This window comes from Pseudoalteromonas luteoviolacea, assembly GCF_018100925.1.
In the GTDB taxonomy this organism is placed as follows: Bacteria; Pseudomonadota; Gammaproteobacteria; order Enterobacterales; family Alteromonadaceae; genus Pseudoalteromonas; species Pseudoalteromonas obscura.
Map to the genome: position 1 here is coordinate 114,483 of NZ_JAGJEH010000002.1, position 20,759 is coordinate 135,241.

Sequence of the window (20,759 nt, forward strand, 5' to 3'; positions counted from 1 at the left end):
TACGCTAATCACATAGATATCTAGCGTAAATGAGTAGCCATCAATTGTGACAACGAGCTGCATGTTGAGTTAGTAGATAACGATATGAATAACAAACGAATTGCGGCCAAATTTATATCGCTTTTGCGTATATACGTAATAGATGACCAACAACATCATACTGCGGGCAAGCGGGCAAGCGGGCAAGCGGGCAAGCGGGCAAGCGGGCAAGCGGGCAAGCGGGCAAGCGGGCAAGCGGGCAAGCGGGCAAGCGGGCAATAAAAAACCAGTCAATCATGACTGGTTTTTTTGTGGTTATTACCAAATTAGATTAGTTATTCAACTGGCTGTGGAGAGGCCATTTGAGCACTTGCCCTAGCTGTAGGCGATTTTGAGCCTACACCCAATCCACTAGATTGGATAGTCGCTCTCAATTCATTTGGCATAGCACTAGGAACAACAGCATCAGATACTTCTTCTGAAGAGCTGGCTTTTGTCATTGGTGATGCTGATGTATTGGTATAGCGTACACGACCTGACTTTGTTGGCTTAGCAACAGGCGCTGATTCAACCACAGGTGCAGGCTCAGCCACAGGTGCTGATTCAACAACAGGTGCTGATTCAACAACAGGTGCAGGTTCAACAACAGGTGCAGGTTCAACAACAGGTGCAGGCTCAGCAACAGGCGCAGGCTCAGCAACAGGCGCAGGCTCAGCAACAGGCGCTGATTCAACCACAGGTGCAGGTTCAACAACAGGTGCTGATTCAACAACAGGTGCTGATTCAACAACAGGTGCTGATTCAACAACAGGTGCTGATTCAACAACAGGTGCTGATTCAACAACAGGTGCTGATTCAACAACAGGTGCAGGCTCAGCCACAGGTGCTTGTTCAGCAACAGGTGCTTGTTCAGCCACAGGTTCTGGTTCAACAGCAGGTGCTTGTTCAGCCACAGGTGCTGATTCAACAACAGTTGCAGGCTCAGCAACAGGTGCTGGTTCAGCCTCAGGTGCTGGTTCAGCCACAGGTGCTGGTTCAACAGCAGGTGCAGGTTCAGCGACAGGTGCTTGTTCAACAACAGGTGCTTGTTCTGCAGCTGACGCCTCCTCAGCAGTAACGGCTTCTCCTGAGCGTAGCTGAGCTTCAAACTCTGCGGCAGCTTGGTCAGCAACAGGAACAAAAGCTGGAGCTGATTGACGGTTTGTTGACTCGCCACGTTTACGTCTTTGACCTGCTGCTCTTAAATGACGAGGTGAACGTCTTGAGCGCGTTTTTGCTTCGCGCTTTTCACCATCTGCTTCGTCATCTTGCTCATCACTGACTGCTGGTGTTTCAGTGTTCTCGGTCGTATCTAGTTCAACGATAGCTTCATTTTGAACACTTACTTCAGCGCTTTCTACCGTGTCCTCTACGGTATTTTTTTCCTCTGCAATGATTGGCTCTTCTACTGGAGCATGTACTTTTTCCTGCTTTTCTGGTTCGACAGGAACTGGTGACATATCAGTCTGTGAAGACTCTTGTGTTGCTTCAGTCTGCTTTTCAATACGTACTTTCTTACGCAGATTTCTTCGTTGACGGCGCTGTTTTACAGGCTTTTCTCGCTGCTCTTGCGGAGATTCCTGTTTTTGATTTTCGTTGTCCGTATTGGTGTTCTTTGTTTTATCTGAATCAGTACGTTTACGATTGTTTTGACGACGACGCTTGTTACGGTTTTCCGAACGTTCCTGATTATCAGTGCGTTCTTTGTCTTCACCTTTAGCTACAGTATCGTTAGAAGTTGCTGCATCTTTTTGTGCATCACCACGACCGCGGCCTTTACGTCGTTGATTACGGCGACGGTTGTCTTGTTTTCCTCGGCGTTTCGGCTGTTGCTTTTTCTCTTCTTCTTTCGGTTGTTCTTCCTCAGAAGAGAATAAGCTCTTAAGCCAATTGCCAACGCGCGCTAATAGACCAGGTTTTTGTGCCTGGGTCTGCTCTGTCGCTGTTGTTGGCGCTTGTGGAGCGGTAGGTTGCGACGTAGGTGCTGGCGAAGAAGGCATTACCACACCTTTCAAGACAGGCTCTTCTTTTGGCGTAGCCTGAGTCATCTGCACTTCGACGATATCAGCTTCAGGCTCTGCAACTTGCTCATAACTTGCTAACTCTGGCACATCGTCTTTACGCAAACGAACTACTTCATAATGAGGCGTTTCAAGGTGCTGATTAGGAATAATGACAACGTGACAGTTATGTCTCTTTTCAATTCGTTGTACCGCACGGCGCTTTTCATTTAATAAGAAAGAGCCAACCTTTACAGGCACTTGAGCATTCACTTGAGCGGTGTTTTCTTTAATCGCTTCTTCTTCAATCAATCGTAAAATAGACAGTGCAATTGATTCATTTGAGCGAATTGTGCCTTGTCCGTTACAACGTGGGCAAGAATGCTGGCTCGCTTCGCCCAGAGAAGGACGTAAACGTTGACGAGACATTTCTAAAAGGCCAAACCTTGAAATTTTGCCAATTTGAACGCGAGCTCTATCTGCTCTCACAGCTTCTTTTAGGCGGTTTTCAACTTCACGCTGATGGCGTGGAGGAGTCATATCGATAAAGTCGATAACGATTAGACCACCTAAGTCGCGAAGTCTTAGCTGCCTTGCGATTTCATCAGCTGCTTCTAAATTGGTATTGAGTGCTGTCTCTTCAATATCGCCGCCTTTGGTTGCTTTAGACGAGTTGATATCAATAGAGGTAAGCGCTTCAGTCGGATCGATGACAATCGAGCCTCCAGATGGCAGTCTTACTTCGCGCTGGAAAGCAGATTCAATTTGGCTCTCAATCTGATAGTGAGTGAACAGAGGCACATCATTCTTGTATAGTTTCACACGATTGATAAAGTCAGGTCTGAAACGTTCAATATGAGCTCTTGCTTCATCAAAAACTTTTTGTTTATCAATCAATATCTCACCGATATCACGACGAAGATAGTCGCGGATCGCTCGGAAGATAACGTTACTTTCTTGATGGATCAAAAACGGTGCTTTGCGGCTATCGGCAGCTTCTTGAATTGCTTGCCAGTGCACAAGAAGAGCTTTCAAGTCATATTCAAGTTCTTCGAAAGATTTACCTACACCAGCCGTACGAACGATAAGCCCCATGCCTTTTGGCAATTTAAGACGGCTTAAGGCCTCTTTCAGCTCAATACGCTCATCGCCTTCGATACGACGTGAAATACCGCCAGCACGAGGGTTATTTGGCATTAAAACTAAATAGCTACCAGCAACACTGATAAAAGTTGTCAGTGCAGCGCCTTTTTGTCCACGCTCTTCTTTGTCAACCTGAACAATTACTTCCTGACCTTCTTTGATAACATCTTTGATGTTAGGGCGGCCATTAAATGTATAGCCTTCAGGGAAGTATGTTTTGGCAATTTCTTTGAGAGGGAGGAAGCCGTGACGCTCTGCGCCATAATCGACAAATGCAGCTTCAAGTGAGGGTTCAATACGGGTTATTTTGCCTTTGTATATATTGGCTTTCTTTTGTTCGTGACCTGGGCTTTCTATATCTAAATCATATAGACGCTGGCCATCAACCAGTGCAACGCGCATTTCTTCTTGCTGCGTCGCATTGATTAGCATGCGTTTCATATTCTTATGTACTCTATTTACTTTTTTACCTTCCCGCATTTACTTTGCATCGGGTGGTAAAACTCTACTTATACTATTCTTGTGCGCCCTTGCAGGCAGTTTAAATGTTCCTGTTACTGATGCAGTCTCACGACTGGGGAGAAGGGAACTTAGTCTGTTTTAACACTTATGCCTGATTCATATTGTCGACGGGTTAAAAAATAGCTTTTACTTTTTGCTACAGAACTCGCTCGGGTTAAACACACCCACAAATTTACACAAGACACGATAATTTTGCTTTTATTTACTCGTATGTCATGTCTGGCGATAAAAAGATGAACTGTTACGCGCTTCATCTTATGCCAATTACACGTAATAATTGTCTTGGGTCGGAGATAAAAGCTTTGGAAATATTAGCTCTGATCTGTATGATCCTCCACCCAAGATGTGCATCACGACAGTTTATTTGCGATAAAAAGCAATGCTCGCAAAATTTGCGAGTCGATTATCCCACTAATAACTGTGTGATAGCAACTAAATTATTACTCAAATCAGTGATTAGGCAATGTCAGAAAAGAATGGTTTACAAGTTACCTTTGTAACTATCACCGAAGATCAGTTAGGGCAGCGTATTGATAACTTTTTAGTTACACATTTAAAAGGTGTACCAAAAAGTGCTGTTTATAAAATTTTGAGAAAGGGTGAAGTTCGCGTCAATAAAAAGCGTGTCAAGCCAGTATATAAGCTACAAATTGACGATGTAGTGCGGATCCCGCCAGTTAAAACTGCAGAAAAAACAGAATTTGTCCCTAAAAACTTGGACCGGGTAGCAAGTTTAGAAGATTGCATAATATATGAAGATAAGTATCTGATTGTTATAAATAAGCCTTCTGGAATGGCAGTGCATGGTGGCAGCGGTCTTAGTTATGGTTTGATAGAGGCGATCCGCGCCCTTAGACCGCAAGAAAAATCACTTGAGTTGGTTCATCGACTAGATAGAGATACTTCAGGTTGCTTGCTTATTTCTAAACGCCGAGCGGTTTTAAAAGGCTTGCACGAGCAACTAAGAGAGAAAACCATGGAGAAAAATTACTGGGCACTGGTTGCTGGTGAGTGGTCTTCGAAGCACAAAAATGTAACTGAGCCGCTGAGAAAGAACACACTAAAATCAGGCGAGCGTGTAGTGCGAGTCGATCCAGAAGAGGGTAAAGCATCACATACGCGCTTTCGTGTGCTAGAGCGTTTCAATGGCGCGACTTTGGTGCAAGCATCTCCTGTTACAGGTCGTACACACCAAATTCGAGTGCATACTCAGTGTAAAGGGCACCCTATTGCGTGTGACGATAAATATGGCGATCAAGCTTTTGATGCGCAAATGCGTAAAAAAGGCCTAGGGCGTTTATTCTTGCATGCTAGAGAGCTTCGCTTTTTGCACCCTAAAACAGAAACCACTTTGCATGTAGAAGCACCTTTGGACGACGCTTTGACGGCATGTATAAAAACATTACGAGAAGATAATGGACTATAAACTGGTCATATTTGATTGGGACGGCACGGTTATGGATACCGTCCCCAAGATTGTTAACACCATTAATTTGGTTGCCGATCAATACGGGATCCCTAGAGAGTCAGAACAAAAAACTAAAAGCATTATTGGTTTATCGCTTGAAAAGGCTTTAGCTACTTTGTTTCCTGCACAGGCCTATCGCAGTGCTGACTTGGCTGATGCTTATAAAGTTATATACCGAGATGTCGATACGACACCCACGGAATTATTTCGTGGTGTAGAGGCCGTTCTTAAACAACTGGCGGAACGAGGAACTAAAATAGCAATTGCAACGGGGAAGAGTCGCCAAGGTCTGAATAGGCTATTGAGTGAATCAGGGTTGCACAAATATTTTCAAGCAACTAGAACTGCTGATGAGGCACACTCCAAGCCGCATCCAGATATGTTGCATCAACTGCTGGATGAATTAGACGTTATGGCTAAAGATGCGGTGATGATAGGAGACACAACAATTGATATGGAAATGGCATCTAAAGCCGGTATAGATGCCATCGGGGTGACTTTTGGCGTTGCCTCGCGAGGAGAGCTTGAGCCATTCTCACCGGTTCATGTAGTAGATGAATTTGAACAGTTATTGACGTACTTGACCTAATACATCTAAACCAAAACTCGCGAATGTTTTTGTCAGCTCTATAAGCGGAAGGCCCACTAATGTATTTGGGTCTTCACCTTCAAGCTTGTCAAATAGGCATATACCTAGCCCTTCACTTTTAAAGCTGCCAGCGCAGTTGTATGGCTGTTCTATCTCTAAATAATTTGAGATTTGTGTTGAAGTTAGCGCTCTAAAATAAACGTTAAACGGTACAACTTTAGTGATACATTTATCTTCTTCAATAGAATAGACACTCAGTCCTGTATAAAAGGTAACACATTGACCGCTAAATAATGTGAGCTGTTTAATTGCATTTTCTTTGTTATGGGGTTTACCAAGAACTTGGCCATCGAACACCGCGACTTGGTCAGAGCCGATGACTAGCCCTTTTTGATAGTGTTGTATCGCTACTTTGGCTTTGTTTTCGCTTAAGCGCTGCACGAGATCTTGCGGTGTTTCACCGGATATTGGCGACTCATTAATCTCTGGAGAAAAAGTTGTAAAAGAAAGGCCAATTTTTTTCAAAATTTGCTGCCTAAATGGCGAGCTTGAGGCTAATATAATAGGTGTTTTCATGAGTCTATTGGTGTTTAAATTGAGGATTTGACACAAGGATAAGCGTTAGTAGGCGAAAAACAATAGGAAAGTTTATTTTTACTTTGACTAAACCACTAACAATCTATATGATGCAGCCCCTATGCAAAAGGTGAAAATTCCCATCACTCTTGATCCAGGCAGGGCAGCGCAACGTCGAGCTACTTATGACGGCATTGTGTCGCTTGAAGAACTTTCTCGACTGCAGCAAGTTGTGCAGGATCAGGTAGGTGAAATAGCGGTAACTATTCATTGCGATATTGATCAGCAAGGTTTAGTTGTGATTCGGGGCTCAGCTCGAGCACAAGTAACATTGTTGTGTCAGCGTTGTAATGATGAATTAGGGTTGGATTTGGCTCAAGACTTTGCGTATTCGCCAGTCGGATTAGGTGCAGAGTCGGATGATCTTCCTGAAAGCTACGATGTGGTGGAGTTAGATGAAGAAGGTGAAATCAATCTTCGACAAATTATCGAAGATGAATTGATTTTAGCGATTCCTATAGTTCCTATGCATGATGAAGCTTCATGTTCGTTTTCAAATAAGCCAGTGAGCTTTGGCGAAATCGAAGCAGAAGAAAGTAAACCAAATCCATTTGAAATTTTAAAACAACTTAAGAAAGATTCTTAGGAGAAGGCTAATGGCGGTACAAAAAAGCAAAGTGACTCGTTCACGTCGTGGCATGCGTCGTTCACACGATGCTATCAGCGGACCAGCTTTAACTGTAGACCAAGTTTCAGGTGAGACTCATCGTCGTCACCACGTAACTGCAGATGGTTACTACAAAGGCGTTAAAGTAATTTCTAAGTAAGAGATTACTTTATGCTGACTAATCTAACCATTGCGTTAGATATGATGGGGGGCGATTACGGCCCCCGTTCATCTATTCCAGCTGCTATCCTAGCAGTTGAAAAATATCCAAATTTAACTTTATTACTTTGTGGTAATGAAGCAGTCTTGCGGCAAGCTCTCAGTAAAGAAAACCAACTCGATCACCCCAGACTGGTTATAAAGCATAGCGAACAAGTTGTTACGAATAATTGTGAGCCAGCTCATGCGCTTAGAAATAAACGTAAATCTTCAATGCGTATTGCTCTTGATCTAGTTAAAACAGGTCAAGCTCAAGCATGTGTCAGTTCAGGCAATACTGGCGCTTTACTATCGATGGCCCACTACGTATTGAAAATGCTGCCAGGTATTAAGCGTCCAGCACTCATTACTTCGATGCCTACAGAAAAAAAACAGCCTGTCTATTTGCTCGATTTAGGTGCCAATGTGCTATGTGATCCGGAAACCTTGTTTCAATTTGCAATTATGGGATCAATCGTTGCCGGAGAGTCTCTAGATAAAGAAAGTCCCAAAGTTAGCCTTTTGAATATCGGTGCAGAAGACATCAAAGGGCATGAAGGAATAAAGCAAGCGGCCAAGTTGATGTGTGAGTGTGAGCATCTAAACTACCAAGGTTACTGTGAAGGTAGTGATATTTTTTCAGGAAAGTCGGATGTTATTGTGTGCGAAGGCTTTGTGGGTAATATAGCTTTGAAAACTTGTGAAGGAATTGCCAAGTTGATCATGCTAAAATTCACGAAAGCACTAAAAAAACACTTTTTTTACAAGGCTCTCGCATTTTTACTACGCCCGGTGATAAAAAAACTCTATAAAAAGGTGAACCCCGACCAGTATAACGGAGCAAGTCTGGTAGGATTGCGTGGTATTGTCGTAAAAAGTCACGGAAATGCATCGAATAAGGCATTTTTAGCAGCGATCGATGAAGCTGTTAGAGAGGTTAATCGACGCATTCCCGAAAAAATACAATCAGCTTTTGAAAAAATGACTGACGTGGAAGAAACCTCTATTAGTTAGCACAAACGCCACTTTTCGTGCATACTTCGCGTCCGTTCAAGCAAAGTTGCTTGTATATAGATATTTTTAGTCATACTTCATCAGTTAGCGCTATAGAACAAGTTGGTCGCGCTAATTGTGGGTGTACGAATTTAAAGACGAGTAAAAGAGCATCTTATGTCACAAAAAATTGCTTTACTTTTCCCAGGCCAAGGCTCTCAGAGTGTTGGTATGTTGTCAGAGCTAATCGAATCATCTGACATTGTAAAAAAAACCTTTGCCGAAGCATCAGAAGCGCTTGGATATGATCTGCAAGCCTTGGTGTTAAATGGTCCTGAAGAAGAGCTAAATCAAACTCATAAAACTCAGCCAGCATTATTGACGTCTAGCGTAGCTATTTTTCGTCACTGGCAAGCAAAAAATGTTGATGCTGAACTTGTATTAGCTGGTCACAGCTTGGGTGAGTATTCAGCGCTTGTATGTGCAGGTGTTATCTCGTTGTCAGAAGCTGTTAAGCTAGTTGAAAAACGTGGTTTGTATATGCAAGAAGCCGTGCCAGCTGGAACAGGGTCTATGGCTGCAATTATCGGCTTAGAAGATGAGGCAATTGTCAAAGCATGTGCTGAGTCTGCGCAAGGGCAGGTTGTATCTCCGGTAAATTACAATTCGCCTGGTCAAGTTGTAATTGCAGGGCATAAAGAAGCCGTAGATAGAGCGAGTGAAGCATGTAAAGAAGCAGGTGCAAAGCGCGCTCTTCCTTTATCAGTAAGCGTCCCTTCACATTGTGAGTTAATGAAACCAGCGGCAGAGCGCCTAGCAGCTGATCTCGAAGGCTTAACATTTGCAGAGCCTAAATATCCGGTTATCAACAACGTCGATGTTGCAGTAGCTAAAAGTGCTACAGAAATAAAGGATGCGCTTATCAGGCAGCTATTTAGTCCTGTACGCTGGACTGAAACAGTTCAACAGCTTGCCGCGCAAGAGATTACTCAGGCTTATGAGTTTGGCCCAGGAAAAGTTCTTACAGGCTTGGCAAAACGAATTGATAAATCAGTTAAATGTGCTGCTGCTAACGATGTAGCATCAATTGAAAGTGCAGAATAATAGAGAAGAAAAATGTCCAATATATTTGATCTTAAAGATAAAATCGTATTAGTCACAGGTGCAAGTCGCGGTATAGGTAAATCAGTCGCGCAGACATTGGTCGCACAGGGCGCAACGGTACTTGGTACAGCAACAAGTGACTCTGGTGCGGAAAAAATCAGCGAGTATTTAGGTGAAAACGGTAAAGGTTATAAACTTAATGTCACTGACGTTGAGTCTATTGATGCTGTATTGAAGCAGATTAAAGCTGATTTTGGTGATATTGACGTGTTGGTAAATAATGCAGGTATTACTCGCGATAATTTGCTTATGCGTATGAAAGATGACGAGTGGACAGATATTATTGACACTAACTTAAGTGCAATTTATCGTTTATCCAAAGCTGTACTTCGCCCGATGATGAAGAAAAAGTCAGGCCGTATTATTAACATTGGTTCTGTAGTTGGCACCATGGGTAATGCCGGTCAAGCAAACTATGCAGCAGCGAAAGCTGGTGTTATCGGTTTCTCTAAATCACTTGCACGTGAAGTCGCTTCTCGTGGTATTACAGTGAATGTAATTGCACCTGGTTTTATCAAAACTGATATGACTGATGAATTAACTGACGAGCAAAAAGCGGCAACACTGGCAAACGTACCTGCAGGTCGTTTAGGTCAGCCTGAAGAAATTGCTGCAGCTGTAGCGTACCTAGCTTCTGATGCAGCTGCGTATATCTCCGGAGAAACGTTGCACGTGAACGGTGCGATGTATATGGTGTAAAGATTACAAAATAATTTAAATTTTTGTGATCTTGCCGCAAACTAGCTTGATATTGCCCTGAAAATAGGCGATAAAGAGTAAAAATATTTAGTAACAGGTTTGACCAGACAAAAAAGTCTAAGTCAATCCTTGAATCAATACATGATGCGCCGTAAACTACGCCGCAATCTGAAATTAACGCAAAAAGCGTTTTAATAAAGGAAAGAAGAATGAGCGACATCCAAGAACGCGTAAAAAAAATCATCGTTGAGCAACTAGGTGTTAAAGAGGAAGAAGTAAAATCAGAAGCTTCTTTCGTTGATGACCTAGGCGCGGACTCTCTTGACACTGTTGAGCTAGTAATGGCTCTAGAAGAAGAGTTTGACACTGAGATCCCTGATGAAGAAGCTGAGAAAATCACTACTGTTCAGGCTGCGATCGACTACGTTACTGCTCACGCTGAGTAATTAACGGATCTGAAGGGCAGCACTCGCTGCCCTCATTCATTCTACCCCCGCAAAATTTCAAATCCCTTTTTGGAGGAAACCGTGGCTAAACGTCGAGTCGTAGTAACTGGCTTAGGTATGTTGACGCCGCTAGGTAATGATGTTCAGTCAACCTGGCAAGGCCTATTAGAAGGTCGTAGTGGCATTTCAAATATCACGCATTTTGATACATCGAGTTTTGGAACTAAGTTTGCTGGCTTAGTTAACGACTTTGATGCGACAGAATACATGTCCAAAAAAGACACAAAAAAAATGGACTTGTTTATTCAGTATGGTATTGCAGCTGGTGTCCAAGCATTAAAGGATTCAGGATTAGAAATCACTGAACAAAATGCTGCACGTGTTGGTGTGGCAGTTGGTTCAGGGATTGGTGGATTGACTCTTATTGAAGAAAACCACCACAAGCTTATCGCGAGTGGTCCGCGAAAGTTATCACCTTTCTATGTACCTTCAACCATTATAAATATGATTTCAGGACATTTGTCTATCATGCATGGTTTGAGAGGTCCTAATATTTCGATTGTTACAGCTTGTACAACCGGTCTTCACAACATTGGTCATGCTGCACGTATGATTGCATATGGTGATGCAGACGCGATGGTTGCCGGTGGTGCTGAAAAGGCTTCTACACCTATTGGTATGGGTGGTTTTAGCGCAGCGCGTGCCTTGTCGACTCGAAATGATGATCCTCAAGCGGCCTCTCGTCCTTGGGATAAAGATAGAGACGGTTTTGTACTTGCAGATGGTGCCGGTGTTATCGTACTAGAAGAATACGAGCACGCAAAAGCACGTGGCGCTAAAATCTATGCTGAACTAGTTGGTTTCGGTATGAGTGGCGACGCATATCATATGACATCACCACCAGAAGACGGTTCGGGTGCTGCACTTGCTATGGAAAATGCACTAAACGATGCAGGTGTGAATGCGGAGCAAATTGGTTATATCAACGCACATGGTACATCAACTCCAGCAGGCGACATTGCTGAAACATCAGCAGTTAAGTCAATTTTTGGCAGCGCGGCGAATGATGTGATGGTGAGTTCTTCCAAATCAATGATGGGACATTTATTAGGTGCCGCGGGCTCTGTTGAGTCAATTATAAGCATCTTGTCTTTGGTCGACCAGAAAGTATCGCCTACTATCAATTTGGATAACCCTGATGAAGGGTGTGACCTAGACTATGTTCCGCACACAGCCCGTGATGCAAAGTTAGATTATGCGCTTTGTAACTCGTTTGGTTTTGGTGGTACTAACGGCTCGTTGCTGTTCAAAAAGATTTAAGTTTATCTTTAGTTTGATAAAGCCTGGCAATGCCAGGCTTTTTTATTTTCGGAAGGTTTATGGAAATCAGTTATAAAGATCGTGGCTTAAACTATGGCGATGGCTTTTTCACAACTATTAAAATTGAAAGTGGCCAACCACAGCTTTGGCAATATCATTTAGCAAGGCTCAGGCAGTGTCAGCAAGTCTTGTGTTTTCCAGAGCTAGACGAGCAAGCAATTACAAACGCGTGTTTGGAAGCCGCAAAAGGGTGTGGTTTAGGCGTGATCAAGGTTTTAATCACCAGGGGGGTTGGTGGACGAGGTTATGGCTTACCAGAGCACCCAGAGCCCAAGATTATAATTACACAAAGTGATTTTCCTGCGCACTATTTTAAGTGGCAAGAACAAGGTGTTTGTTTGAGCGTCAGTGATATTAAGCTTGGTCACCAGCCTCTGTTTGCTGGTCTGAAAACGCTTAACCGTCTAGAGCAAGTATTGATAAAAGCGCAAGCCAGCCAACAAGTGGCTGATGATGTATTGGTTTTAGATATCGATGACAACGTCATAGAGTGCTCTGCTAGCAACCTCATCATTGTGAAAAATAACCAGCTGTTTACACCTAGCTTGAAGCTGTGTGGTATTAAAGGTGTGTATCTATCACTGCTGTCTGATCATACTCAAATAAAGTCTAAATCATTGTGTTTGCATGATGTATTGGAGGCAGACGCGGTATTTATGTGTAATAGTTTGATGGGACTTGTACCCGTAAAATCATTAGACAAACAGGTGTTTAACCTGCAAACTGCCCTTGATTTGAAGTCAAAGATAGAAGCCACTCTATGATCCGTTTTTTATTATGGGCCGTCTCAGTTCCTGTACTTATCATCTTATATTATGGGTATAACTTACAGGGTTTGATGCGAAGTGAAACCCTAGACTTACCAGAGCAATATACGCAAGTGTCGCAGGGGGAGACTTTTCATAGCTTATGTGCAAAATGGCAGTCTCAGCAGGCATTGGAAAGCTGCTTTCCTTATAAACTTTATAGTAAGTTGCAGCCGCAGAAATTCACTCTAAAAGCCGGGGTTTATGAGTTGAGGGGCCTTACTGTATTGACGGCCATTGAAAAAGTTCACCGCGGTGACAAGGCGGATTTTACCTTCACTATTATTGAAGGTGACACTTATAAAACGATCATTGAGAATCTAAAGAAGAGTGCGTTTTTAATATTCGATATTCCAGATGAGCCTTCAGAAGGTTTTATACAATTTGGCAATGGACACCCAGAAGGGTGGTTATACCCCGATACATATCATTATGAAGGTTTGACCGATGCGTCAGCACTGTTGCAGCGTGCGCATACAAAGATGCAAAGCGTTTTAAGCGAAGCTTGGGAAAAACGAGGCGACAATGTACCGTTAAAAAGTGATTATGAAGCGCTTATTCTTGCTTCTATAATTGAAAAGGAGTCAGGGCAAGCTGCTGAGAGAGATATTATTTCTTCGGTATTTCATAATAGATTGAACAAGGGGATGAGATTACAGACAGATCCAACTGTTATTTATGGGCTCGGAGAACGGTTCCGTGGTGATATTAAAAAGTCTCATTTGCGTGAATATACGCCATATAACACCTACCGAATTGATAGACTTCCACCAACACCAATTGCAATGCCCTCCAAAGATGCATTGTTTGCAGCTGTGCAACCAGCTAATACAGACTTTTTATATTTTGTTTCAAAAGGAAATGGCGCACATTATTTCTCTAAATCACTGAAAGAACACAATAGAGCTGTGCGAAAGTACATTTTAAATGAGCAGTGAGTTTGCCGTTAAGATATCAAGCCATAAAAAGGCTGTACTTAGGTACAGCCTTAATCATTTGATCTATTACTTTTTACTAAATTCAACAGTCAAAACTTGGTTAGCTGTCAAATTACTGAACGTATACTGCTCTAGAGGACCTAGGTTAACGCCGTTGAGCGTGACACTTTTAACTTGAGCGCCAGCAGCGGCATTGAAGAAGAAGGTTTGATCTTTGTTCGGTGCTATCAAGATGTCACCAAATGTATCGCCAGTCGGTGTAACACTGCCTAAGTGAGAAACCTTGCTCGCTTGTTCTCTGGTGATAAGTTTCCAAGGGTCGTAGTCAGGAGCAAGCGCACCAGGCATTGAATCTGCGTACCACTTAGCTTCATAGTACTTGCCGTCATGATAAACTTGGTCACCCTTTTGGTAGATGTTGCCTTGTGCATACGTCGGGCTTGCCCCAATGCTTTTAACTGTTACAACTTTACCATCAGTCAGAGGCGCAGGGTTACGCATCCACTCAACGATATCTTTAAATGGCACGATACGGACTACAGGTTGACCGTTAACTTTCAAACTGAGCGCATATTGAATGAATTCTTCAATTGCTTGTTGACGCTCTAAGTAAGTAGTCGCACGCCCACCTGTATCATACTCTGGCGCGTAAATATTGGCATGTGCACCGTATAATAAAGGAGAGCGGTTGCCTTCGAGTCTCAAATGCAAGTTGTGCTTTAAGATAGCTAGCACGTCATTTTTACTCATTGCGCTACCAACCCACATATTTGTGTCAAATGCGACCATTTTACCGCCTTGTGGCTTTTCAAATACGTTTGAAGGGAGCTGCCATAGGCCAGGGAAGTGACCAACGTCTGGTTTTCCAACCCGCGTTGTAGGCGTACCATTGTTCATGGTATAAGGCCATGGGTTGTTGGTGCCATTATATTGGCTGCCCCAACCCTCTTCTACACTGGTATCGTAGACAAAATTACCTTTGATAAGAGCTGAAAACAACGCATTATTGTGATTTAAATAAGGGGTCCTAAAGCCAATAATCTCACTAACTGGGATCCCGGGGCCCGCAGCATCATTTGCACCGTGCATGATCTCTGTAGCGTCAAACGGTTTACTTAACCATGTTTGAGTAATACCCAGCTCCTGTGCCCACTGTGCTTCACTGAAGTTGCCCGTATCTGGCCCGCCATCTTTGTGGCTCCACGTGTGATTGCCAATCTCGTGGCCATCTAGCCAAGCATTTCTCCAAGCATGTTTGACACCCACAGCATCGTTAGCGGCAGCTTCTATATAAGAGGGCGTATTGAAGAAAGTAAACCTGACTGGTGAGCCATCAAATGTCGCCGTATTATGTGAGCCATTGTCGTTTTGTAATTGACGAGTAAAGTTAACTATCCAGTCCATGCCTGCCTTAGAACCATTGTCATCGAAACCAATCGAAATAAACAATGGCACCTGAACTGGTCTCAGTTGAGCAGGAGGCATTTGGCTCCAAGGCTGATTATCTGAATAATCATAGTTATTGGTTTGTGCTGTCGTTAATTGAGCATCAGCAGGTAACTCAACTGATTTAATTCCAGAGTCGTATACGCTTGCTTGTGCAACTGAAGATATACCGATGAATACACCTAGTGACAGCGCTGACATTTTAAACTTCATGATCAATCCTTACTTAAAGTTTTTCATATTGGGATGGGGGTATTGTACATAAAAAAGCGCTAATTAAAGGCGGCGAAATAAAGAGGGATTTAGCATAAATAGCGAGCGGGGTTGATGGTTTATAAATTAATAAGTAAAAAATACAGTGGTTTATTTTTTTGTAAGGTACATTGGATAAGCTTTCGTACATGTTGTGATTATTCATTATTATTGAATATGGTTGTGTGGCAAAAAACAAATACAGATGAGTATGATTCAAGTGATGTAACGACAGCGAGTGAATCGTCTTAAATTGTCTGGTTGTAATGATAATAATTGAATTGTTAGCTTACCTAGCTCTTCGAATAAAAATAGAAAAAGCGTTTATATAAGTGACTTATAAACGCGATTTATGTAGATTACTGTTGAATTTGAAATTACACAGAATACAAGCAAATACGGCTAAGTATTCCTACACACTGCGATGACAACATTTGGGGATAAATAATGAAAAAGGTTAACGTGCTGGCAGCGGCTGTACTTTTTGCCATTACTGGATGTGCGACAGAGTCCACATCGAATCAAGTTAATAGTGAAAACCTAGCTAAAGCGAAAAAAACAATAAGTAGAGCTGAGGTTGACACCGTAGTCGATAAATATACCAAAACGTTTATTTCTCACCAGCCAGCTTTGGCAACATCTTTGAAGCTTGAAAGTGAAGATTATGGCCGCTATGAAAATAGACTACCCGACTACTCAGTTGCTGGCATGCAAGCGTTGCAGATAGACATGACACATGCTGCCGAGCAGCTCAAGCAGTTGCAATCTGCGCAGCTCAGTGACAAAGACAGATTGCATGTGCAAGTTAATGAGGTTATAGCACGGTATTATGCAGGTGACAGTGTATTTTCTGCCGGATACATTGATACTTGGGGTGGACATTTACCTTATATCGTAAACCAGATATCAGGGCCTCTGATGGACGTGCCAAGTATATTGCAAAACCAGCATGAAATTAGCAATATATCTGATGCAAAAGCGTATGTGGAACGTTTAGCTGCGTTTGCGACTATGGTGGACCAAGTCAATGAGAAAGTCGTCAGTGATGCAAAGCGTGGGATCATACTGCCTAAGCCACTATTTCCCAATACTTTATCTTATCTAACTGCGTACACTGAACCAAAAGCAAATGAACATGTACTTGTGACGTCTTTCGCTACAAAGCTAGAAAACCTTGAAGGCGTTAGTGACAGAGCAAAAGCGAGTTTAGTTGAAAGTGCTGCATCAGTGATGGCAATGCAGATATATCCTGCATTTGGTCGTATCACCGCCAAAATGACAGAATTGGAAAAACAGGCCTCAGATAAGGTCGGTATTTGGGCACAGCCTAATGGAGAAGCGTTTTATCAACATGCTATCACGTATTTAGCAGACTCAGACATGACGGCACAACAGATCCATGAAGTGGGCCAAGCGGAAGTGAAGCGTATCACAAAGCGCATGGATGAGATCTTAAAGTCGAATGGCTACACCAAGGGCTCAGTGAGCGAGCGTATGAAGCAATTAAACGAAGAGCCACGCTTTTTGTTTGCTGATAGCGATCAGGGTCGACAGGAACTGTTGGACTTCTTAAAGGGCGAGATTGAAGTCATCAATGAAAAAGCCCCCCAGTACTTTTCGACTCTGCCACCACAAAAAGTAGAAGTAAAACGTATTCCAGTTGAGGTTGAAGCTGGCGCACCTGGTGGTTATTACTATGGCCCTTCTTTAGATGGCAGCCGCCCTGGGGTGTTTGCGATAAATCTCAAAGATATGAAGGCTGTGCCAAGTTTTGGTTTGAAAACACTGACATATCATGAAGCGGTACCAGGGCATCACTTCCAAATTGCACTCAATATGTTACAAACCGACATTGGCTTAATGCGCCAAAATGCGTCGTTTAACGGCTATATCGAAGGGTGGGCACTTTACTCCGAGTTACTTGCTTACGAAATGGGCATGTACGAAGGCGACCCATTCGGTGATCTAGGTCGATTGCAAGCGGAGGCATACCGAGCAGCCCGCCTTGTTGTAGATACAGGCCTACACTATAAAAAGTGGACTCGACAAGAGGCAATTGAGTATTTTGCTGAGGCGACAGGCTCGGCTATGAGCGATGTCGTCCCTGCAATAGATCGCTATATTGCATGGCCGGGGCAAGCTCTAGGCTATAAGTTGGGTATGCTGAAGTTTGAAGAGCTAAGAAAAGGTGCGCAGAAAGCTTTGGGCAACAAGTTTGATATGACATCGTTTCATGACGAAATTTTACTAAAAGGCGCACGTCCACTGGCGCTGGTTGAACAAGACATTGCTCGCTGGGTTGAAAAACGCAAAGCAATGTAAATTTGTCATGGCTTATGAATGATAACAAGGGGCAATTCGCCCCTTTTTTATGTTTTAAAAGAGAAGCTTGATGTACAACTTGGTACATTTTTAAAAAAAGTAATACGCAATTTTGTGTGCAGGTTCCATATGCTTTAAAAACAATAACAATATGGGTACCAATTCAATGATTTGTAGATTAAGAGAAAGTTTCACCATAGCGATTGCGATATTTAGCTTAAGCGCTTGTGGTGGAGATAACAGTTCAAACACACAAAGAAATGTATCAATACCAGCTCAACAACCGGCACTTAACTCTGCGCACAAAGTTGAGGTCGAGTTTAACTATCAAAAATTAATTGATGACCTCGTTTCTGATCAAGTACACGGTATTATCTTGCATGTTTCTACACCAAATCGTACTTTTACAGGAAGTAGTGGTACTGCTAATTTAACGACACAAGCGCCATTGCAGCCCGATGCTGTTTATCACCTAGCAAGCACAGGAAAAGTTTTTACTGCACTATTGGCCGTTCAATTGCACCAAGCGGGGCTTTTAGACCTGGATGCGACAATAGATACGTGGTTATCACCGGGGATTATCGAACAAATAGAGCATGGCACGGAGATCACTCTGCGACAGTTATTAAATCATAGCAGTGGAATTTACAACTACTCTGATCCGCGAAGCAACGACGCGTATGTCGAGTTTGTTTTGGCAAACTATAAAAAAGGGATCACAAATCAAGATCTCGTTCAATTTGCATTAGGCCAACCAGCCTACTTTAAGCCAGGCAGTGGGGCCGAATACTCTAATAGTAATTATGCTTTGGCAGGCATTATTTTAGATAGAGTATTAGGACACCCAAATGCGCATGCGATGCGAGATCTAATTATCGATAGGTTAGAGTTGGTTAATACTTTTTCGGTTGGCATTGAAAATCAATTTGCTGAGATTACCCCAGGATATGAAAAGCAAAACGGCGAATATATTAATACGTGGCCTATCTTAAGTCATGTAACCTCTTCAGCAACGCCAATAGCGTCAACTGTTACCGAGTTATCGCTATTAATGGAAAATATCTTTAATAATGAGCAGTGGTTGTCGAATCAAGCTCGTGAAGAGCTCATTGGCGCTAAAAGTCGTGCTTCGGTATCTCCGGGCCTTGAATATGTTCTAGGCTTATGGAAAGAGGATATACAAGGGTATACTGTCTATCACCACAATGGTGGGAATCATGGCTATGTGTCTAATAATTTATACATTCCGGAGCTCAATACCAGTGTGGTTTATTTTCTCAACTGTGGACTCAATGATAAATGTTTGGATGCGTTTCAAACGATCGAGCGTGCGGTAATGGAAAGTATTTTGGTAAAGCTTAAGGTGTGATGAGATGCGCGGCGAGCAAGCCGCGCAGCCTCAGCCTGTATTAGTCTTCAATACCTCTGAACTTTAAAAACTCACTATAGGTGCCTTTAAAGTCAGTGATCTTATTGTCTTTAATTTCAAGAATACGCGTTGCTAGAGAGTCAACGAAAACTCGATCGTGAGAAACGAAAAATAGCGTGCCTTTGTACTGTTCAAGGGCTGTATTTAATGATTCAATCGACTCCATATCCATGTGGTTGGTCGGCTCATCCATCAACAATATGTTTGGTTTGTGCATCATTAACTTGCCGAGCAACATACGACCTTGCTCACCACCAGAGAGGACTTTAACCGACTTCTTGATGCTATCTTGAGAGAAAAGCATGCGCCCTAAGAAGCTACGTAATACTTGCTCATCATCACCTTCTTGTCGCCATTGGCCCATCCATTCCATCAGGTCCATATCTTTTTCAAAGTCTTCTGCGTGATCTTGAGCGTAATAGCCAATGTTACTGTTTTCTGACCACTTGAATGCGCCGTTTCTAGGAGCCAATTGACTGGCAAGGGTGTTCAATAAAGTGGTTTTACCTACACCATTTTCACCGATTATCGCGACTCTTTCGCCCACTTCAAAAATACCACTGAAGTCACTAAACAAATCTGCCTCAAAGCCTTGTGATAAGCCTTCAACTTCCAGTGCATTTCTGAACAACTCTTTTGACTGCTCAAAGCGAATGAAGGGGTTTTGACGGCTTGATGCTTTGACTTGTTCCAATTGAATTTTGTCAATTTGTTTTGCTCGTGATGTCGCTTGTTTCGCTTTTGAAGCGTTGGCAGAGAATCGTGCAACGAAAGTTTGCAGCTCAGCAATTTGCGCTTTCTTTTTCGCATTATCAGCGAGTAATCGCTCTCTTGCTTGCGAGGCAGCAGTCATGTATTCGTCGTAGTTACCCGGATAAAGACGTAGTTCACCATAGTCTAAGTCTGCCATATGAGTACAAACACTGTTCAAAAAGTGTCTGTCGTGAGAAATGATGATCATAGTGCAGTTGCGCTCGTTTAAGGTATGCTCAAGCCAGCGAATGGTGTCGATGTCCAAGTTGTTGGTTGGCTCATCTAGAAGCATGATGTGTGGGTCAGCAAAGAGTACTTGAGCGAGAAGTACACGCAGTTTCCAGCCCGGAGCAACTTCGCTCATCAAGCCAAAGTGTTGTTCAGTGGGAATACCTACAGCAAGGAGTAATTCGCCCGCTTTGGACTCTGCCATATAGCCATCCATTTCGGCAAACTTGACTTCAAGATCCGCAACAATCATACCTTCTTCTTCGCTCATTTCTGGCAATGAGTAAATACGATCACGTTCTTGTTTTACTTCCCACAGCTCTTTGTAGCCCATGATAACCGTATCAATTACCGTATATTCTTCGTAGGCGAATTGATCCTGATTAAGTTTAGCAACACGTTCTTGTGGATCATAGCTGACATTACCACCAGTTGGTTCTAACTCACCACTGAGGATTTTCATAAAAGTTGATTTACCACAGCCATTCGCCCCGATTAGGCCATAGCGATTACCTTCGCCAAATTTGACTGAGATATTTTCAAAAAGCGGCTTAGAGCCAAACTGTTGGGTGATATTCGCTGTAGAAATCAAAATTTAATACCTTAATAAATTAGAATCGGCGCAACGTTACCCGCTGCAGCGCTCAACTGCAAGTATTGATATGCAGAAAAATGAGAATTTAGTATATCAAATTACGTCAACCCTTGTGCTTGTTCGAACT

At 42.8% G+C, this 20,759-nt stretch carries 18 protein-coding genes; 14 read left to right on the forward strand and 4 right to left on the reverse strand.

The genetic code is table 11. From position 1 onward, the window contains the following. Positions 1-84: 84 nt before the first annotated feature. Positions 85-261: a hypothetical protein gene (locus tag J8M00_RS03485; protein ID WP_211008963.1), complete on the forward strand. Its 177-nt coding sequence runs from the start codon at positions 85-87 to the stop codon at positions 259-261. 53 nt (positions 262-314) lie between these two features. On the opposite strand, the gene rne is transcribed toward J8M00_RS03485, so the two are convergent. Then, positions 315-3,602 carry a ribonuclease E gene (rne, locus tag J8M00_RS03490; protein ID WP_211008964.1) on the reverse strand — a complete coding sequence of 1,096 codons (3,288 nt, stop codon included), beginning with the start codon at positions 3,600-3,602 and terminating at the stop codon, positions 315-317. Positions 3,603-4,146: 544 nt separating this feature from the next. On the opposite strand from rne, the gene rluC reads away from it, so the two are divergent. Both rluC and J8M00_RS03500 read left to right on the forward strand, forming a co-directional pair. Continuing rightward, the gene (gene rluC / locus J8M00_RS03495; RefSeq protein ID WP_023400285.1) at positions 4,147-5,109 is read left to right on the forward strand and encodes a 23S rRNA pseudouridine(955/2504/2580) synthase RluC; all 963 of its coding nucleotides are present in this window, start codon (positions 4,147-4,149) and stop codon (positions 5,107-5,109) included. After that, a complete protein-coding gene (locus J8M00_RS03500) occupies positions 5,099-5,740 on the forward strand; it encodes an HAD-IA family hydrolase (RefSeq protein ID WP_211008965.1) in 642 nt (213 codons plus the stop codon). Before rluC ends, J8M00_RS03500 begins: the two co-directional genes overlap by 11 nt. On the opposite strand, the gene J8M00_RS03505 is transcribed toward J8M00_RS03500, so the two are convergent. Then, positions 5,720-6,316, reverse strand: coding sequence for a Maf family protein (locus tag J8M00_RS03505; RefSeq protein WP_211008966.1), 597 nt, complete (start codon positions 6,314-6,316; stop codon positions 5,720-5,722). The two genes, J8M00_RS03500 and J8M00_RS03505, sit on opposite strands and share 21 nt — an antisense overlap. A gap of 121 nt (positions 6,317-6,437) precedes the next feature. Between J8M00_RS03505 and yceD the strand changes: the two genes are divergently transcribed. The 9 genes from yceD (at position 6,438) to mltG (ending at position 13,607) form a co-directional block, all read left to right on the forward strand. Beyond that, the gene (gene yceD / locus J8M00_RS03510; protein WP_211008967.1) at positions 6,438-6,962 is read left to right on the forward strand and encodes a 23S rRNA accumulation protein YceD; all 525 of its coding nucleotides are present in this window, start codon (positions 6,438-6,440) and stop codon (positions 6,960-6,962) included. Between the two features lie 10 nt (positions 6,963-6,972). Beyond that, entirely contained in the window at positions 6,973-7,143 is a 171-nt protein-coding gene (rpmF, locus tag J8M00_RS03515) for a 50S ribosomal protein L32 (RefSeq protein ID WP_023400289.1), read from the forward strand. A gap of 11 nt (positions 7,144-7,154) precedes the next feature. Continuing rightward, entirely contained in the window at positions 7,155-8,195 is a 1,041-nt protein-coding gene (plsX, locus tag J8M00_RS03520) for a phosphate acyltransferase PlsX (RefSeq protein WP_211008968.1), read from the forward strand. Between the two features lie 156 nt (positions 8,196-8,351). Then, positions 8,352-9,278, forward strand: coding sequence for an ACP S-malonyltransferase (gene fabD / locus J8M00_RS03525; protein ID WP_211008969.1), 927 nt, complete (start codon positions 8,352-8,354; stop codon positions 9,276-9,278). Positions 9,279-9,290: 12 nt separating this feature from the next. Further along, entirely contained in the window at positions 9,291-10,037 is a 747-nt protein-coding gene (gene fabG, locus J8M00_RS03530; RefSeq protein ID WP_023400292.1) for a 3-oxoacyl-ACP reductase FabG, read from the forward strand. 209 nt (positions 10,038-10,246) lie between these two features. Further along, positions 10,247-10,483 carry an acyl carrier protein gene (gene acpP, locus J8M00_RS03535; RefSeq protein ID WP_010374019.1) on the forward strand — a complete coding sequence of 79 codons (237 nt, stop codon included), beginning with the start codon at positions 10,247-10,249 and terminating at the stop codon, positions 10,481-10,483. Between the two features lie 81 nt (positions 10,484-10,564). Beyond that, positions 10,565-11,803 (forward strand): beta-ketoacyl-ACP synthase II, encoded by a 1,239-nt coding sequence (gene fabF / locus J8M00_RS03540; protein WP_211008970.1) that lies wholly within the window; start codon positions 10,565-10,567, stop codon positions 11,801-11,803. Between the two features lie 59 nt (positions 11,804-11,862). Next, entirely contained in the window at positions 11,863-12,627 is a 765-nt protein-coding gene (gene pabC / locus J8M00_RS03545) for an aminodeoxychorismate lyase (protein WP_247687214.1), read from the forward strand. After that, complete coding sequence (mltG, locus tag J8M00_RS03550) at positions 12,624-13,607, forward strand: endolytic transglycosylase MltG (protein WP_211008972.1); 984 nt, start codon at positions 12,624-12,626, stop codon at positions 13,605-13,607. The genes pabC and mltG overlap by 4 nt, the downstream gene beginning before the upstream one ends. A gap of 66 nt (positions 13,608-13,673) precedes the next feature. Here mltG and J8M00_RS03555 read toward each other — a convergent pair whose 3' ends face one another. Then, entirely contained in the window at positions 13,674-15,266 is a 1,593-nt protein-coding gene (locus J8M00_RS03555; protein ID WP_211008973.1) for a polysaccharide deacetylase family protein, read from the reverse strand. Between the two features lie 486 nt (positions 15,267-15,752). On the opposite strand from J8M00_RS03555, the gene J8M00_RS03560 reads away from it, so the two are divergent. Further along, positions 15,753-17,627 (forward strand): DUF885 domain-containing protein, encoded by a 1,875-nt coding sequence (locus tag J8M00_RS03560; protein ID WP_211008974.1) that lies wholly within the window; start codon positions 15,753-15,755, stop codon positions 17,625-17,627. 166 nt (positions 17,628-17,793) lie between these two features. Next, positions 17,794-18,996, forward strand: a complete 1,203-nt coding sequence (locus J8M00_RS03565; RefSeq protein ID WP_211008975.1) for a serine hydrolase domain-containing protein — start codon at positions 17,794-17,796, stop codon at positions 18,994-18,996. A gap of 40 nt (positions 18,997-19,036) precedes the next feature. Here the strand turns inward: J8M00_RS03565 and J8M00_RS03570 are convergent, their stop codons facing one another. Further along, complete coding sequence (locus J8M00_RS03570) at positions 19,037-20,629, reverse strand: ABC-F family ATPase (RefSeq protein WP_211008976.1); 1,593 nt, start codon at positions 20,627-20,629, stop codon at positions 19,037-19,039. Positions 20,630-20,759: the final 130 nt, after the last annotated feature.